Origin of the sequence: Streptomyces sp. GbtcB6, from assembly GCF_019091475.1 — a bacterium.
Taxonomy (GTDB): Bacteria; Actinomycetota; Actinomycetes; order Streptomycetales; family Streptomycetaceae; genus Streptomyces; species Streptomyces hyaluromycini.
This window is the reverse complement of the sequence record NZ_JAGXJL010000019.1, coordinates 46945-63823: the sequence shown is the minus strand read 5'-3', so window position 1 is coordinate 63823 and position 16879 is coordinate 46945. Positions and strand designations below refer to the sequence as shown.

General features: G+C 72.4%; 14 protein-coding genes. 6 read left to right on the top strand and 8 right to left on the bottom strand.

Annotation, left to right across the window (positions count from 1 at the left end; translation table 11 throughout):
• Nucleotides 1–38: 38 nt before the first annotated feature.
• The 4 genes from KVT45_RS29295 to wecB are packed head-to-tail and all read right to left on the bottom strand — an operon-like array spanning nt 39 to nt 5767.
• Nucleotides 39–2225, bottom strand: coding sequence for a glycosyltransferase (locus KVT45_RS29295; RefSeq protein WP_217552119.1), 2187 nt, complete (start codon nt 2223–2225; stop codon nt 39–41).
• Nucleotides 2222–4036: a hypothetical protein gene (locus KVT45_RS29290; protein WP_217552118.1), complete on the bottom strand. Its 1815-nt coding sequence runs from the start codon at nt 4034–4036 to the stop codon at nt 2222–2224. Before KVT45_RS29290 ends, KVT45_RS29295 begins: the two co-directional genes overlap by 4 nt.
• Entirely contained in the window at nt 4036–4686 is a 651-nt protein-coding gene (locus tag KVT45_RS29285; protein WP_217552117.1) for a bifunctional 2-polyprenyl-6-hydroxyphenol methylase/3-demethylubiquinol 3-O-methyltransferase UbiG, read from the bottom strand. Before KVT45_RS29285 ends, KVT45_RS29290 begins: the two co-directional genes overlap by 1 nt.
• Complete coding sequence (gene wecB, locus KVT45_RS29280) at nt 4679–5767, bottom strand: non-hydrolyzing UDP-N-acetylglucosamine 2-epimerase (RefSeq protein WP_217552116.1); 1089 nt, start codon at nt 5765–5767, stop codon at nt 4679–4681. The genes KVT45_RS29285 and wecB overlap by 8 nt, the downstream gene beginning before the upstream one ends.
• Nucleotides 5768–5868: 101 nt before the next feature.
• On the opposite strand from wecB, the gene KVT45_RS29275 reads away from it, so the two are divergent.
• From KVT45_RS29275 to KVT45_RS29265, 3 genes are all read left to right on the top strand, one after another.
• Complete coding sequence (locus KVT45_RS29275) at nt 5869–7290, top strand: glycosyltransferase family 4 protein (protein WP_254647508.1); 1422 nt, start codon at nt 5869–5871, stop codon at nt 7288–7290.
• 89 nt (nt 7291–7379) lie between these two features.
• The gene (locus tag KVT45_RS29270) at nt 7380–8702 is read left to right on the top strand and encodes a nucleotide sugar dehydrogenase (RefSeq protein WP_217552114.1); all 1323 of its coding nucleotides are present in this window, start codon (nt 7380–7382) and stop codon (nt 8700–8702) included.
• An 86-nt stretch (nt 8703–8788) separates the two neighbouring features.
• Nucleotides 8789–10003: a glycosyltransferase gene (locus KVT45_RS29265; RefSeq protein ID WP_217552113.1), complete on the top strand. Its 1215-nt coding sequence runs from the start codon at nt 8789–8791 to the stop codon at nt 10001–10003.
• On the opposite strand, the gene KVT45_RS29260 is transcribed toward KVT45_RS29265, so the two are convergent.
• Nucleotides 9900–10241, bottom strand: coding sequence for a VOC family protein (locus tag KVT45_RS29260; RefSeq protein ID WP_217552112.1), 342 nt, complete (start codon nt 10239–10241; stop codon nt 9900–9902). The genes KVT45_RS29265 and KVT45_RS29260 overlap by 104 nt on opposite strands.
• A 72-nt stretch (nt 10242–10313) precedes the next feature.
• Entirely contained in the window at nt 10314–10739 is a 426-nt protein-coding gene (locus KVT45_RS29255; protein ID WP_217552111.1) for a PPOX class F420-dependent oxidoreductase, read from the bottom strand.
• A gap of 337 nt (nt 10740–11076) precedes the next feature.
• Between KVT45_RS29255 and KVT45_RS29250 the strand changes: the two genes are divergently transcribed.
• Entirely contained in the window at nt 11077–12774 is a 1698-nt protein-coding gene (locus tag KVT45_RS29250) for a hypothetical protein (RefSeq protein WP_308310895.1), read from the top strand.
• Nucleotides 12775–12965: 191 nt separating this feature from the next.
• Nucleotides 12966–14189 (top strand): serine hydrolase, encoded by a 1224-nt coding sequence (locus tag KVT45_RS29245; protein WP_217552110.1) that lies wholly within the window; start codon nt 12966–12968, stop codon nt 14187–14189.
• Nucleotides 14190–14212: 23 nt separating this feature from the next.
• On the opposite strand, the gene KVT45_RS29240 is transcribed toward KVT45_RS29245, so the two are convergent.
• The gene (locus KVT45_RS29240) at nt 14213–15358 is read right to left on the bottom strand and encodes an FAD-binding oxidoreductase (RefSeq protein ID WP_217552109.1); all 1146 of its coding nucleotides are present in this window, start codon (nt 15356–15358) and stop codon (nt 14213–14215) included.
• A 55-nt stretch (nt 15359–15413) separates the two neighbouring features.
• Nucleotides 15414–16073, bottom strand: a complete 660-nt coding sequence (gene ribA, locus KVT45_RS29235) for a GTP cyclohydrolase II (RefSeq protein WP_217552108.1) — start codon at nt 16071–16073, stop codon at nt 15414–15416.
• Nucleotides 16074–16111: 38 nt separating this feature from the next.
• On the opposite strand from ribA, the gene KVT45_RS29230 reads away from it, so the two are divergent.
• Nucleotides 16112–16870 carry a creatininase family protein gene (locus tag KVT45_RS29230; protein WP_217552107.1) on the top strand — a complete coding sequence of 253 codons (759 nt, stop codon included), beginning with the start codon at nt 16112–16114 and terminating at the stop codon, nt 16868–16870.
• Nucleotides 16871–16879: the final 9 nt, after the last annotated feature.

The following is a 16879-nucleotide window of genomic DNA, read 5'->3' as shown; positions in this document are numbered from 1 at the left end:
GATGCCACGGAGCCTCTCCTGCCGCGGCGCGGGGTTCTTCAGCCGGACACCAGCAGCTCCGTCCAGTCCTTGGCCACCCGCTCCAGCGAGAACCCCTCCCGCACCTGTTCGCGGGCCACGGCTCCGGCGGACTGCCAGTCCTCCTGTTCGGCGAGTCCGGCGATCGCGCCGGCCATCGCCTCCGGGGTGTCGTGGATCCAGCGCCGGTCGTAGATCTCGTCCGCGCCCGGCCACGGCAGCAGCGCGGGTACGGCGCCGGAGGCCATGCCCTCGGCCGGGGCGAGGTGGAAGCTCTCGTCGTCGCTGGTGGACAGGACATGCCCGATGCGGCGCAGCCAGTTGGGCACGTCGGGGCCGAACTGGTCGAAGACGACGGCCCCTTCGAGCAGCGGCGAGGTCTGCATCCGGCGCAGGATCGCCTCGTAGTGCTCGCGTTCCTCGGGCTTGTTCCAGATCCACCAGTACTCCCACGGCGGCTTGGACTTCACCGAGAGGTGCCAGCGCCGGTCGCGGGCGCGCAGCGCTTCGAGGACGTCCAGGCCGAGGTCGAGGCGTTTGCGGCTGGGCGCGATGCCGATCATGCCCAGCCGGTGGCGGGCGCCGGGCGCCTTGGGCCGGTCGAGCTGGTCGACGTCGACCCAGTTGCCGATCGTGGTGATCTTCGCGGCGGGCCAACCGGTGCGGTCCCGGGTCGCGCGGGCGTAGTACGGGCTGACGCACACCACCCGGTCGACGGCGTCGATGTCGACCTGGCGCGGGTATCCGGCGTCGAGTTCGAAGCGGTGCAGGCGCACGATCAGCCTGCTGCCGCGCCGCTTGTGACGGCTGTACCAGATCGCCGCCGGGCCGCACCACTCGACGACCACCACATCGGCCCAGTCGGCGAGTTCACGGCTGGCGGCCGCGTCGTGCCGGGCGAGCGCGGGCCAGGCGTCGATCCGGACGTCGAGGCCGGGGAGCGCGCGCAGGTGGTCCAGGAGGCGGGTGAGGAACTTCAGGTCGTGGCCGGCGACACCGACCCGCAGCGGGCGGGCCCGGGTGGAGACGGCGGCGGGCGCGGCGGGGAAGGCGCGGTCGAGGTGGCCGCGCCAGCGGGCCGCCGCGGCCTCCATGGTGTACTCCCGGGCGGCCGCCGAGCACCGGTCGGCGGCAAGCTGCCGGGCCCCGGCGTCGCGTACGGCGACGGAGACGGCGTCCGCCGCGTCGGCGAGGGTGGCGCCGCCCGGTACGAACAGGGGGTAGTCGGCGCCGAGCAGGGCCTCGTGGGCGGGGGTGCGGTTGAGCACGACGGGCAGGCCGAGGGAGCCGAACTCCAGGACCTTGGTGGAGAGTTCGAGGCTGGCGTCGAGGGAGGCGGCGCGCCAGCCGAGGCCGAGGTCGCAGTCGGCGGCGAGGCGCATGGCCTCCTCGCGCGGCACGCCGCCGTGGTGGACGACCTCGGGGGTGGTGCGCAGCGCCTCAGCCATGGCGGTGTCGAAGCCGGGGTGGGCCGGGTCCTGGTGGATCTTGTCGCCGACGGCGTGCAGTTCGGTCCGGATGCCGCGTTCGGCCAGCATCGCGGGCAGCCGGGTCATGGGCAGGGTGTTCCAGCGGGGCGCGAACTTGCCGGTGTAGACGAGGCGTACGGGATCGTGCAGGCCGCTGCGCTGCGGGACCGGGAAGCCGGGCTCGGGCACCGCGGGCGGGCAGAGCACGGACCGGCCGCAGGCCTCCGGCACCCAGGCCTCCAGGAAGCAGCGCAACTCCTCGGTCTGGCAGAGGAGTTGCCGGGAGGCGGTGGCGATGCGGGCGAGGTCGGCGCGGGCCTCCTCGGTCATCTCGGCCGGGGACTGCGGGATGTCGGTGAGGTAGGCCCAGATACGGCCGTCGAAGGCGCCGTCGCCGACGATCTGCTTCACCAGCCGCCGGCCGCGCAGCACCAGCAGGTCGCAGGGCTCCTCCGCGTCCAGCCGGGCGAGCAGCTGCGAGGCCTGGAAGGGCGAGAGGGGGTGCGCACCCTGGCCGGGGACGAGGTGTTCCTCGTACGGGCGGACCACGGTGACGCCGGGCAGGCCGGCCAGCGGGTCGGTCAGCCGGCCGGTCTCGACCGGGGCCTTGAGGACGAGGCGGGTCCGGCAGCCCGCGCGGGACAGCGCCTGGACCGTCGACTGGGCCCAGACGGCGGAGCCGTCGATGAGGTTGAGGTCCACGTCGCCGTAGACGAGCGCCCGGAGGGTGCGGGTCATGACGGTTCCTTTCCACGCACGGCGAACAGGCGGTGCCCGGCCCGCGACCAGCCGTCCGGCGGGGCGCCGGAGTCCAGGAGCGAGCGGCGCACGAGCAGCGGGTGCAGGGCCGGTACGAAGGCGTAGTCGTCGGCGGCGGGGGTGTGGCCCACCGCGTCGGCGCCCGAGAACTCCTGGGCGCAGAGCAGGTCGAGCAGCAGGGTGTCCGGGCGGTCCTCGGTCAGGTCCGTCCAGTCGGCGACCCAGGGTGCGGTGGGCGGTCCGGCGTGCACGGCGACCGAGGCGGCGGTGAGCTCGTCGAGGGCGAGGCCCGCCGGGTCGGCGACGATCACCTCGGCCGGCCGGTGCAGCTGGCCGAGCGCCTGGGCGACGAGCCGGGCCACGTCGGTGGCGTCCCGGGGCGCGGCAAGCACGGCGATCCGGCGCTCGGCGAGCGGGTCGGGGGCGCCGATGACTGCGGCGAGCCGGGCCAGCCGGACCCGGGTGCTGTCCTGCTGGAAGACGTCCCGGAGCCGGTCCCGGCCGTCGGTGACCGGGTCGAGGCGGAAGAGCGCGGTCCCGGTGTCGCCGTCCAGGACGGCGTCCCAGGGCAGCTGGGACAGGCCCGGGGCGGACGACGCCGGGCCGTCCCGCCACAGCACGGCCGTGCGGCCCAGTCCCCGTGCCTGGGCGACCAGTTCGGCCAGCCGGCGGTCCAGGTCGGGGGCGAGTCCGGTGCCGGTGAGCGACCACGGGCCGTCATGGGCCGCGCAGGCGCTCAGCTGGACCAGGAAGACGTCCGGGTCGGTGCGCTCGACCAGCAGCCGCCCGTCGTGCGGCAGCACCCGGCTGACCACGGCGTCCGCCGCGAAGTCCTGGGCGGTGCGGTCGGTGAGAACGCCGGTGATCACCAGCCGGTCGCGGGGCGCCACGGACAGGGCGCGGTGGGAGAGGTGGAAGCGGTCGTCGGCCTGCGGCTCCGGCCCGGCAGCCGGGGCGGAGGCCCGGGCGCCCGCGGGCCGGCCCTTGGCCTTCCGCTGCCGCCACAGCCCGTACAGCTCGCCCGGCAGCCGGGCCGCGCGGCGCTTCGGCGACCGGGCCGCCGACACCAGTGCCTTGCCGACCCGCAGCGAGGTGGAGCCCTCCAGCATGGCCACCCGCGACTCCAGTACGCCGGTCCGTTCCCGGGCCCGGCGCAGCGCGGAGGTGAGCTGCTCCTTGTCCCGCACGGCGGCGGCGAGCCGTTCGGCGAGGCCGTCCTCGCGGGCGGTCTCCAGGGCGCGGGCGCTCTCCTCGGCCGCCCGCTCCAGGTCGATCAGGCGGGCGCGCTGGGAGCGGGAGACGAAGTCGGCGAGGACGTACTCGTCGGCGATCCTGAGGGCGGTGGCGAAGCCGTCGGCCGGCAGCGGATGGCCGAACCAGTCGTGCGGCGGCAGGAGTTCCTCAGTGCACGCGAACACCGCGCCGGCGTGCAGATGTGTGTAGCCGAGCGAGGCGGCGTGCAGCACCTGGCAGCGGTGTGCCACCAGGGCGTCGAGGAGGCGGTGGTAGGGCAGGTCGGTGCCGGGGTGGCCGAAGACGATCAGGCCGCGGCCGCCGGGCCGCATCCGTTCCAGCGCGGCCAGGCAGTCCGCCTCGTCGCCGTGCACGGCGGGGTCGGGGCCGTAGCAGAGGAGCATCAGCTCCCCGGCGCCGACCGGCTGATCGTGCCGGCTCGGCGTGACGCCGGGCGGCAGGTGCAGATAGGGGTCGAGACGCAGCCCGCCGCTCGTCGCGTCCACGACGGAGGTCACATCGTCCAGGTGCGGGTGGAGCAGATCGGTCAGGCGCATCAGCGGGTCCTCGTGAAGACGTGGAAGCCGACCCGGTTCTCGCGGAAGCCGTAGGGCCGGAAGTGGGTGTGGCTCAGGCCCAGGGGTTCGAGTTCCTCGCGGTAGGCGGCGATCGGCCGGTGCAGGATGTAGTCGCCGCGCGGGACGGGTTCGTCGGTGTGTTCGTCGGTGACGATCAGCCGGCCGGTGATCCGGACGAGTGAGGCGAGGTTGCGCAGGCCGGCCGCCCACCGCGCGTCGTCCAGGACGTGGAAGAGGACGTCCACGCAGAGCACCACGTCGTAGAGCCAGGGGCTGCGCCACTCGTCGAGGGCGGCGACGGCGTAACGGGGGCCGCCGCCCTCGGTCCGCGCGTGGGTGACGGCCGCCTCGCTGGCGTCGAAGGCGTCGACGTGGTGGCCGCAGCGGGCCAGGGCGCGGGCGAAGTGCCCTTTGCCGCAGCCCGCGTCGAGGACGAACAGCGGGGACGCCGGGCTGGACAGGTCGCCGATCAGGGTGAGGAGCTGGCCGAGCCGGATCGCGTAGAAGATCTCGTTGCCGGGGCGGTCCAGGCCGATGTGGCCGCCGGAGGCGAGGTCGTCGCGTTCGCGGTGCCGGGTGTCCCAGTAGGTGAGGGGGGCGTCGGTACAGGTACGGGTGGCGTCAGTCATGGCGCTCCAGCCACTCGGTGAGCACACGGGCGATCCGGGGGCCTGCCTTGCCGTCCCACAGCGGAGGTCCCTCGGGGTCGGCCGCCGTCTGCCCGTCGAGGACCTTGCGCAGGGCCGGCACCAGTTCGCTGTGCCGGACCAGGCGGTTGGTGCCGTGGGTGACGGTGACCGGGCGTTCGGTCGTGGTGCGCAGCGTCAGGCAGGGCACGCCGAGCACGGTGGTCTCCTCCTGGACGCCGCCCGAGTCGGTGATCACGGCGGCGGCCCCGCGGACCAGGCCCATGAACTCGACGTAGCCGAGCGGGTCGAGGAGATGGATGCCGGGCGCGTCGGCGAGGCCCGCCCTGCGCAGCGCCTCGCGGCCGCGCGGGTGCAGGGGGACGGCGAGGTCGAGGTGGCCGGCCGCCTCGGTGAGGGCCCGGGCGGCGGCCTCGGCGGCCTCGGGGTCGTCGACGTTGGCCGGGCGGTGCAGGGTGACCACGCCGTACCGCTCGGGCAGGGCGTGGGCGGCGCGTGCGGCGGCCGGGTCGAAATGGTCCAGATGGGTGAGCAGGGTGTCGATCATGGGGTTGCCGACGAGGTGCACCCGGCCCGGGTCGACGCCCTCGCGGGCGAGGTGCCCGACGGCTTCCGGGCTGGTGACGAAGAGCAGCTCGGCGAGCTGGTCGACCAGGCGCCGGTTGACCTCCTCCGGCATCGCCATGTCGAAGCTGCGCAGGCCCGCCTCGACATGGGCGACCGGGATGCCCAGCTTGGCGGCGACCAGGGCCGCGGCCAGGGTGGAGTTCACGTCGCCGTAGACGACGACCAGGGCCGGGGCGCGGGCGAGCAGCTCGCCCTCCAGGGCCACCAGCAGGTCGGCGGTCTGCCGGGCGTGGCTGCCGGAGCCGACGCCCAGGTCGGTGTCCGGGGCGGGCAGGCCCAGCTCCCGGAAGAAGATCTGCGACATCCGTTCGTCGTAGTGCTGACCCGTGTGCACCAGAACCTGGTCGTGCCCGGTCGCGCGCAGGGCGGCGACGACGGGCGCGGCCTTCACGAAGTTCGGCCTGGTCCCTACGACATGGAGTACGCGGCCGTTCATGTCGTACGTTCTCCGCTCTGTCGGCCTACCTTGGCGACATGGCCCGACGTCCGTCCCGGCACCTGCCGCGTGGTGTTTATCGGTTCCCCCGTGCAATCAGCTTGGCCGCATCCGTCGCCTGGGGCGAGTTGCGGCACGATCCCGCCCGGGCCGCGCTGCTAGGCGTACGGCTGCTGCCGGGGCGGGTGCGGAGCGGGCTGAGCCCCGTCGAGGAACGGCTCGCCGCCCGGGCCCGCGCGGCCGGGCCCGCCGCCGGCCCGTCCGCCGCCCGGGTACCTGCGCCCACCGGGCGGGCGGTGCGGCCCGAGCCCGGCCGGGTGCTCCATCTGGTCACCAACGGGCTGCCGTTCAAACACGCCGGCTACACCGTGCGCACCCAGGCCCTCGCCGAGGCCCAGCGGGCCGCCGGGCTCGATCCGCACGTGGTGACCCGTATCGGGTTCCCGGTGGCGCAGGGCGTCCTGGACGCCCGCCCGTTTCAGATCGTGAACGGGGTGCCGCAGCACCGGCTGCTGCCGTACGGGCTGCCCTACGGCCAGGGGCCGGTGCTGGCCCGCAACGCCGAGCTCGCCGGACGCCTGGTGGAGCGGCTGCGGCCGGCCGTGCTGCACGCGGCCACCGACCACGGCAACGGGCGGGTGGCGCTGGCCCTGCGGGAGACCTACCGGCTGCCGGTCGTGTACGAGGTGCGGGGCTTCCTGGAGGAGACCTGGCTGACCCAGGCGGCCGGCCGCGGTACGGACGACGCGTCGTACCGGGCCCGGCGCGCCCTGGAGACGTACTGCATGCGCGGGGCCGATCTGGTGCTGACGCTGGGCACGGCGATGAAGGCCGAGATCGTGGCCCGCGGGGTGCCCGAGGAGCGGGTCCTGATCGTGCCCAACGCGGTGGACGACGCCTTCCTCGCGCCGCCGCCGGACGGTGCGGACATGCGCACCCGGCTCGGCATCGCGGCGGACGACTACGTGGTGGGCACCGTGAGCAGCCTTACTCCACACGAGGGAATCTCCACATTGCTCCATGCGGGTGCCGAACTGCGCCGTCGGGGTGTCCCGCTGCGGCTGCTGATCGTCGGCGACGGACCCGAGCGCGGAAGGCTCCAGGCGCTGGCCGGACGACTCGGGCTCGGCGCCGGCGTCGCCCTGTTCACCGGCCGCGTGCCGCACCGCCAAGTCCGCGCCTACCACGCCGTTCTGGACGTCTTCGCGGTGCCGCGCACCGACGAACGGGTCTGCCGTCTGGTCACCCCGCTGAAGCCGGTCGAGGCGATGGCGAGCGGTGTTCCGGTGGCGGCCAGTGATCTCACAGCCCTGCGCGAACTGGTGCAAGACGAAGTGAACGGACGACTCATCCCTCCTGATTCACCACAAGCTTGGGCAGAAGCTCTCGAAGGATTGCTTTACAGTCGAGAACGGCGGCATGAATGGGGAGCATCCGCCCACGCGCTGGTGGCGCGTGAACGCACCTGGAAAAGGGTCGCTGCCACGACCCGAGAGGCGTATCGCGCTCTTGGATGTGTCTGAGACCCCGCGCCCGGAACCGCTCACCGTCCGGGCTCTTCGGATCCATACGGCATCTGCCGTTGCTGCCGTCGAGGGCGGAGTGAATCCCTATGCAGGTCGAAAAGGCCGTACCGCTCGGGGAGTCGAGCGCATCGCTCGGGGATGAGGAACAGACCGACTGCTTCGAACTGGCCGTCATCGGGCTCGGCTACGTGGGGCTCCCGCTCGCGCGGGAGGCGTCACTGGTCGGCCTGAGAGTGGCCGGGCTCGACCTCGACCCACGGGTCGTGGAGGGCCTCAACGCCGGCCACTCCCATGTCGACGACGTCTCCGACGAGGACGTCGCCCGGATGCGGGCGGCCGGGTTCACCGCGTACACCGACGACAAGTGCCTGGCCCGTGCGCAGACCGTGGTGATCTGCGTGCCGACCCCGCTCAGCGAGGACGGCGGCCCCGATCTGGGCGCGGTGACCTCCGCCGCGCGGGCGGTGGCGGGCAGGCTGCGCCCCGGACGGCTCGTCGTCCTGGAGTCGACCACCTATCCGGGCACCACCGAGGAGATCGTCAAACCGCTCCTGGAGGAGTCGGGGCTGCGGACCGGCGAGGACTTCGCACTGGCCTTCTCCCCGGAGCGCATCGACCCCGGCAACACCAGCCACGGACTGCGCGAGACACCCAAGGTGGTCGGCGGCTGCACCCCGGCGTGCGCGGCGAAGGCGGCCGCCTTCTACGGCAAGCTCGTCGACACGGTCGTGCAGGCCAAGGGCACCCGCGAGGCCGAGATGGCCAAGCTGCTCGAAAACACCTACCGGCACGTCAACATCGCGCTGGTCAACGAACTGGCCATCCTCTGCCGCGAGTTGCATGTCGATGTATGGGACGCGATCCGCTGCGCCGGGACGAAGCCGTTCGGTTTCCAGCCCTTCCGGCCGAGCGCCGGAGTGGGCGGGCACTGCATCCCGATCGACCCCAACTACCTCTCCTACAAGGTGCGTTCGATCGGCTACGAGTTCCGGTTCGTGGAACTCGCCCGGGAGATCAACGCGCACATGCCGGAGTACGTCGTCCGGCGCGCCCAGGACCTGCTCAACCACGAGGGCCGCGCGCTGCACGGCTCCCGGGTGCTGCTCCTCGGCGTCACCTACAAGCCGGACGTCGCCGACCAGCGCGAGGCACCGGCGGTGCCGGTGGCCCGGCTGCTGCGGGAACGGGAGGCCGAGATCGCCTTCCACGACCCGTTCGTACAGGCCTGGTTCGTGGACGGGGAGGGTGTGCCACGCGTCACCGACGTCATGGCCGCCGTGCGCTCGCACGACCTGACGATCCTGCTCCAGGACCACTCCGCGTACGACCTCCCGGCCCTCGGCGACGAGGCCCGCCTGCTCTTCGACACCCGGGGGCGGATCTTCCGGCCCGGTGTCGAGGTGCTGTAACCGGCCGCTGCCGGACCTCTGCGGCAACTCCCCTTCCGCGGACCGGAGTCGAAGGGCTCCGGGCCGCGGAGTCGAAAGGCGCTCAGATGCGGATACTCGTCGTCACCGTCGTCCACCACCCCGAGGACGCACGCATCCTGCACCGGCAGATCACCGCGCTGCGGGACCGCGGACACCATGTCGTCTACGCGGCGCCGTTCTCGGCCCGCGAGGTACGGCCGCGCCCGGACCTCGAAGGCATCGACCTGCCCCGCGCGGTGGGCCGCAGCCGCCGCACGGCGGTGCGGGCGGCCCGGACCCTGCTGGCCGAACGCGGCCACGAGGCGGACGTGGTGCTGCTCCACGACCCGGAACTGCTGCTGACCCTCCCCGGCACGCTGCGCCGCTGGCGGCGGTCCGGAACCGGGCCGGTGGTCGTCTGGGACGTCCACGAGGACACCGCGGCCGCGCTCGCCATGAAACGCTGGGTGCCGGGTCCGCTGCGGCCACCGCTGCGGCTCGGCGTCCGTGCGGCCGAACGGCTGGCGGAACGCCATCTGCGGCTGCTGCTCGCCGAGGACGCGTACCAGGAGCGGTTCCGCCGCACGCACCCCGTGGTGCCGAACTTCACCACCGCCCCGACCGGGGCACCCGAACCGCCCGGCACCGAACGGGTCGTCTACGTCGGCCACCTGTCGCGGGCGCGCGGCGCGCTGGACCTGATAGCGACGGCCCGGCACCTCGGCCCCGGCGTGCGCGTCGAGGTGGCCGGCGCGGCCGACCCCGACGTCCGGGACGCGCTCACGGCCGCCGACCGGGACGGCATCCTGCGCTGGCACGGCTTCCTGCCCAACGACCGCGCCCTCGCCCTGTTCCCCGGCGCCCTGGCCGGCCTCTCGCTCCTCCACGACCAGCCCAACTACCGTCATTCCCGGCCCACCAAGGTCGTCGAGTACATGGCCCACGGCGTCCCCGTCATCACCACTCCCACCCCGCTGGCCGCGGACATGGTCGAGCAACACGGCTGCGGGCTCGTCGTCCCGTACGAGGATCCGCCCGCGGCGGCGGCGGCCATACACAGGCTGAGCACCGACGCGATCCTGCGCCACACCGCGGCCCAGCGCGGCCGCGAGGCGGCCCTCACCCACTTCAACTGGCCGGACAAGGCAGCCGAGTTCGCGCAGTGGCTGGAGACCTGGGTGCGGGAGGAGGCCGGTACTAGGCGCGCGGGTGACGCGGCTCGTACAAGGCGACCTCGCCTCCGCCCGGCAACCGGAAGCCCGTCACCCGGCCCCAGGCCGCGACCTGGACGGGTCGGCTGAACTCCACGCCCTTGGTCATGAGTTCGGCGATCGTGTCGTCCAGGTCGTCGCACATCAGCATCAGTTCGTGCGACGGCTCGCCGTCGGCCGGATGACAGGCCACCTCGGCCGGCGGCAGCCGGAAGATCAGCCAGCCGTGTCCCACGTCGACGTGCGGCCAGCCCAGCACGTCCCGGAGAAAGGCGCGGTCCGCCTCGGCGTCGCGCGTGTAGATCACCACATGTGCCCCATTGATCACGCGCGGAGGCTAGCCCCGGGAGGCCGCGGCGGCAAGCACCGCCGCCGGGTCCCGGGCACCGCCGCCCCGCCGTCAGGCGCGCGGGATGCCGTACGCCCGCTCCACGCGCAGCCGCAGCACCAGGCGGCGGTCGCGGACCATCGCGGCGCGGTAGTCGTCCCAGTCGGGGTGCTCGCCCTGGACGTCACGGTAGAGGCGGACGAGTTCCTCCACGGTCTCGTCGTAGGGGTCCGCGGCGACCGGCGAGAGTTCGGCCGTACCCTCCGCGACCGTGTAGGCCCAGCGGTCGGGGCTGGTGACGTGGTACGAGGCGCGGGGGTCACGACGCAGGTTGCGGGTCTTCGCCCGGTCGTCCGTGATCGAGACGCGCACGGTCCGTTCGTCGGGGTAGTACGCGTGGTTCACATTGGACAGCTGGGGGCGGCCGTCGCTCTTGAGGGTGACCAGCACCCCGGCGTGGCCTTCGGAGAGCAGCTTCAGAAGAGCGTCCTGGGTCATACGGGAAACAACCCCGCCGTGGCCGTCGGGCATTCCCGGCAGTCGAGTCAGTGGACACTGTTTACACGCCGGACGTGCCCGCGCTGTACGCCGTCAGAGCTGCCGGGCGCGGAGCTCGGCACCGTGAAGGTGGCGGCCGCATGTCGTCGTACGGCAGGCGGACGTCGGTTCGGCCGGAGTGGTGGGCCGGTTGACAACTGCTGATTCGGTGGTTGGCCGTGGTTGGCCGGGGTGCCGCTCGATGGGGTGAACGAAGCTGCTTCTCGGGGCGTTGCGCGTGCACGGAACGCATGATCGGCGGTGGCGGGTTCGTTCGATCATGCTGAGGGGGTGGCTGGTGGCGCGCAGACCAGGGAGGAAGCGTGAGCTGCGCGTGCTGGCTGCCCCGTTCACGGTGGCCGCCCCGTCGGGGGCGCGGATCCGGGACCGGCTGAAGGGCCTGACGGCGGCGGATGTGAAGGTCCTGAGGCTGGTCGGCGAGCATCTGGGCCGCCACCAGCGAGCGGATCTGGCCGTACGTGTCCGGACCGGGAACGTTCCGGTGCAGCAGACCGGGCGCGCCGGGCGGAAGAAGCAGCTGACGGCGGTGTCCTCGTCGCGGTGGGCGGGGGCGATGACCCGGGCGTCGGAGGACCAATACCAGCTGTCGATGCGCTGCCTCATCGACGAGCGGGCCGGTCTGCGGCGCCGGATCCGCACGATCGGGCAGCGGTTGGGAGTGACGTGCGGGCAGAGGCACGGCGGGGTGCGTGGGTATGCCGACCGGGCCGAGCGCTGGCAGAAGCAGCGGCACCTGAGCAAGCTCCAAGCCCGGCTGGCGGTGGTGGAGAAGCAGATCGATCAGGAACGCCCCTCGATCACGGCGGGCGGGAGCCGACTGGCCAGGGCCCGTCACCACCTCGCCGACGCCGGCCTCACCGAAGTGGACTGGCGGAAGCGGTGGGATGCTGCCCGCCTGTTTCTCACCGCCGACGGCGAGTCTGGTGCCCCGCACGGCAACTACACCATCACCGTCGACGCCGAAGACGGCTCGGTCACGCTGGTGCTGCCGGAGCCCTTGCGGTATCTGGCCAACGCCCCGCGCGGTCGCTACCGGCTTGCGTGCACGGTCACCTTCCACCACCGCCGCCCAGAATGGCTGGACCGGGTGAGCGCCAACCGGGCCGTGCGCTACGACATCGTCCATAACCCCGCCCGCGACCGCTGGTACCTGGACGCGTCCTGGTCCACCAGCACTTCTGTCGTTCCGACGCTGGAGGACATCCGGGCGTCCGGCACGAGGATGCTCGCCGTCGACCTCAACGCCGACCACCTCGCCGCCATCGTCCTCGATCCGCACGGCAACCCCGTCGGCGAACCGCACACCATTCCGTTGGAGCTGACCGGCCCCACCACCACCCGTGACGGGCGACTACGGGCGGCGATCACCCGCCTCATCGCCATCGCCCGCGAGCACAGCTGTGCAGCGATCGTGGTGGAGAACTTGGGCTTCGCCGATGCCCGCTGGACCGGCAGGGAGACTATGGGCCGCGGCCGCCGAGGCAAGACCTTCCGCCGCACCGTGGCGCAGATCCCCACCGCACGCTTCCGGGAACGGCTGCGAGGCATGGCCTACCACCAGGGCCTGAATGTCATCGCCGTAGACCCCGCCTACACGTCGATCTGGGGCGAGAAGTACTGGAAGGGACCACTCCAGCAGCAGACCAAGACCACTGTCACCCGGCACCATGGTGCCTCGGTGGCGATCGGACGGCGTGGCCTGGGACACAGGATCCGGCGTCGGCCAGGTGTGACCGCACCCGACCAGAGGATCGGGTGGCGGAGAGCTACCGGCCAGGCCGTGTCCCTCCCCAGACCGCGCGGAACCACGGGCCCACTCAGGACATCGGGCACGCCCCGCCGGGGCGGCAAGACCCGACCGCGCCGAGGTGACCAGCTAGTGCTGTTCCCTGACCTCGAAGACCGTTCGCGAGGTCACCAGGCCCCTACCGGCCCGGTTTGCGGCGAGTTGGCCAACACCGGTCAACTCCCCTAAGAACGGTTGCAGCAGACCGCGCTCGAAGTTGGGCAGACGCTCGGGGTGGCGGTCGCACCTACGCTTCCCGGCGACTCTTCTATAGCGTCCGTCACACCACACGCGGATGAGCGGGACCGTTCCCCTCTTCCTGCGCGACGATGAGGTCCGAGGTCGCACCGCACCGCGGACGACACGACCGGAGGAGAGCGATGGCACAGCTGCGACAGGAAGTCGACCCCAGTGAGGTCGGGCTGGACGTGAAGGCGCTGGACCGCCTCGACCAGCACTTCGCCCACTACGTCGACGAAGGGCGCCTGCCCGGTTACCTGGTGGCCGTGGCTCGCGGCGGCCGGGTCGCCCACCTCACCACGCAGGGCCACCGCGACCTCGCGGCCGGGCTGCCGGTCGAGCCGGACACCATCTGGCGGATCTACTCCATGACCAAGCCGGTCACCGCGGTCGCCGTGCTGCTGCTCGTGGAGGACGGGCTGCTGTCGCTGGACGACCCCGTCGACCGTTTCCTGCCGGAGTTCGCCGCCCCGCGGGTCCATGTGTCCGGTTCGGGCGACGACATGGTGACCCGGCCGGCCGACGGCCCGATCCGGATCCGCCATCTGCTCACCCACACCGCCGGGTTGACCTTCGCCTTCTATCACACGCACCCCGTGGACGCCCGGTACCGCGAGGCGGGCCTGGAGTTCTCGGTGCCGGCCGGCGCGGACCTCGCCGAGACCATGGCGGTGTACGCCCGCATGCCGCTCCAGTTCGAGCCGGGCACCCAGTGGAACTACTCCGTCGGCTTCAACGTGCTCAGCCGCGTCATCGAGGTGGTCTCCGGGCAGCGACTCGACGAGTTCTTCGCCGACCGGATCTTCCGGCCGCTCGGCATGCCGGACGCCGGCCTGCACATCGTGCCCGAACAGGCCGACCGGCTCTCGGAGTTGTACGGAGAGACCGAGGGCGGCGGCATCGAGGCGATCCCCGGGCTGCCGTTGCGAGGCCGCCCCCGCCTCCTGTCCGGCAGCGGCGGCCTCGCGGCTACGGCGTACGACTACCACCGCTTCGCGGAGATGCTGCGCCGGGGCGGCGAACTGGACGGCGTCCGGCTGCTGTCCCCCGCCTCGGTGCGGCTGCTCGCCAGCAACCACCTGCCCGGCGGGGCCGATCTGCGGGCCTTCGGCGCCCCGGTCCACCGGGAACCCGGCAACGACGGACTGGGCTTCGGCCTGGGCGTCTCCGTGGTGATCGACCCTGACCGCACCCTCGCCCCGAGCAGCCCCGGCACCTACGGCTGGACCGGCGCGGCCACCACCGCGTTCTGGGTGGACCCCGCCCACGACCTGACCGTGCAGTTCCACACCCAGGTGCGGCCGAAGACCCTGAAGGTCTTCCCCGAGCTGCGCCGACTGGTCCACGAGTCGATCCAGGACTGAGCGATCCTCGGCCGAGCACCCGGTCAGACCAGATTGGCCTCCGGGCGCGGGGCGTCGGCCGCGAACCGACCGGCGCCGAGCGGGCGGACGTCCAGGAAGGGTGCCCGGCCCAGGTACAGGTCGCGGATCACCTCGCCGACGGCCGGTGCCTGCAGGAAGCCGTGACCGGAGAACCCGGTGGCGTACAGGAACCGGGAGACCGAGGTCGCCTCGCCGATCAGGGCGTTGTGGTCCGGAGTGTTCTCGTACAGGCCCGCCCAGCCGCCGGTGCGGCGCAGGTCGAGCAGGGCCGGGGCACGGCGTTCCATCGCCGCGTACAGGCGCGGGATCCAGCGGTCGTGGGTGTCGGTGGCGAAGCCCGGCCGCTCGTCGGGGTCGGACATGCCGAGCAGCAGTCCCGGGCCCTCGGCGTGGAAGTACAGGCTGGTGGTGAAGTCGATCGTCATGGGGAGCGTCGGCGGCAGCCCCGGGACCGGCTCCGTCACCGCGATCTGGCGGCGCAGCGGCTGCACCGGTAAGTCGATGCCGGCCATCGCGCCGACCGCCCGCGACCAGGCGCCGGCCGCGCAGATCACCGTGTCGGTGGCGATCCGGCCGAGGGTGGTGTGCACGGCGGTGAGGTAGGCGCCGTCCCGTTCGATGCCGGTGACCTCGGTGTGGCGCAGCACGCGGGCGCCGTACGCGCGGGCGGCGGCCGCGTAGCCGTGCACGACGGACTCGGGTGTGCAGTGGCCGTCGTCCGGGGAGTAGGCGGCGGCCAGCAGTCCGTCGGTGGTGATCAGCGGGGAGAGCCGGGCCGCCTCTTTCGGGGTGAGCATCCGGCTGGGCACGCCGAGGTGGTTCTGCAGCCGGACGCCCGCCTCGAAGGAGGCGACCTCCTCGGGGGTGGAGAGGAGGAAGAGGTAGCCGACCCGGTGCAGCCCGATGTCGTACCCGATCTCCTCGCCGAACCGGGCGAAGGCCTCTAAGCTGCGCGCGCCCAGCTGGATGTTGAGCTCGTCGGAGAACTGGGCGCGCACCCCGCCCGCGGCCTTCGAGGTGGATCCGGCGGCGAGTTCGTCGCGTTCGACGAGGACGACGTCGCGGACGCCGGCCCTCGCGAGATGGCAGGCGATGCTCGTCCCCATCACCCCGCCGCCGATGATCACGACCTGGGCCCGAAGATTCACGCGTGTACCTCCTGTCGGTCTCCCCCGATCCTTCCCCGGCAGACCGTCCGGTACCTCAGGACCAGTGCGCCACCGCGTCCAGGTGGGGCAGCACGTGGTCGAGACGCTCGCGCTTCGTCCGCAGGTACGTGATGTTGTTCTCGCACGGCTCGATCAGCAGCGGGACCGTTTCGGCAACGTCGATGCCGTGCCGTTCCAAGGACTCGCGCTTGCGCGGGTTGTTGGACATCAGGCGTACCGAACGCACCCCGAGGTCGCGCAGGATACCGGCGGCGACCCCGTAGTCGCGGGCGTCGACGGGCAGTCCGAGCGCCAGGTTGGCCTCGACCGTGTCCAGGCCCTCCGCCTGCAGGGCCATCGCGCGCAGCTTGCCGAGCAGACCGATGCCGCGGCCCTCGTGGCCCCGCAGGTAGACGACGATGCCGCTGCCCTCGGCGACGACCGCGCGCAGCGCGGCGGCCAGCTGGTCACCGCACTCGCAGTGCTGGGAGCCGAACGCGTCCCCGGTCAGGCACTCCGAGTGCAGCCGGGTCAGCACCCGGTCGCTGTCGATGTCCCCGTAGACCAGGGCGACTTGCTCGTCGCCGCGGTCGTGGTCCAGGTAGCCGATCGCCTGGAATTTCCCGTACACCGTGGGCAGCGGTGCATTTACGACGCGTTCCACGCCCGAACGCCGTGGGGACTTCGTGCCGAGTACGCCGATGTTTTCTGTCATGATCTGATTCCTAAGCAGAGACGAAAGGCCGTGAAAAGATGAGTGGTTCGGGCGCGCGTACGTCGGCATACGACTTGTTGCCGGCGGACACCACGGAAGAGGTACGGACCAGGGGGGCGGGCGTTTCAACACAGGTCGCGGTCCTTCCCGTGGGGAGCTTCGAACAGCACGGCCGCTACCTTCCGCTCGCGACGGACACCCTCGTCGCCTGTGCCGTCGCCCGGGAGATCGCCGCCGCATACCCGGTGCACCTCCTTCCGCCGGTGACGGTCTCCTGCTCGCACGAGCACGCCGCCTGGCCGGGGACCGTCAGCATCTCCGCGGTGACGTTGCACGCGGTGGTGAACGACATCGCCGACTCGCTGCGCCGCTCGGGCGTCGAGGCGCTGGTCGTGGTCAACGGCCACGGCGGCAACTACGTGCTGGGCAACGTCGTACAGGAGGCGTCCGCGCGGGGCGAGCGGCTGGCGCTGTACCCGGCCGCGGAGGACTGGGAGGCGGCGCTCGAACGGGCCGGGGTGGAGACCTCGGCGCTCACCGACATGCATGCCGGAGAAATCGAGACCTCCATTCTGCTGCACGCTCATCCCGAATTGGTCCGCCCTGGTTACGAGTCCGCCGATTTCACCGCTGACGACCGTCGTCATCTCCTCACCCTGGGAATGTCCGCCTATACCGAGTCGGGCGTCATCGGCCGTCCTTCCCTGGGGTCGGCGGAAAAGGGGAAGGAACTCCTGTCGAGCCTCGCGGATTCCTTCGGCGCGATTTTCGAACTGCTCACCGCCGGGCGGGAGTAGCACAGTCCG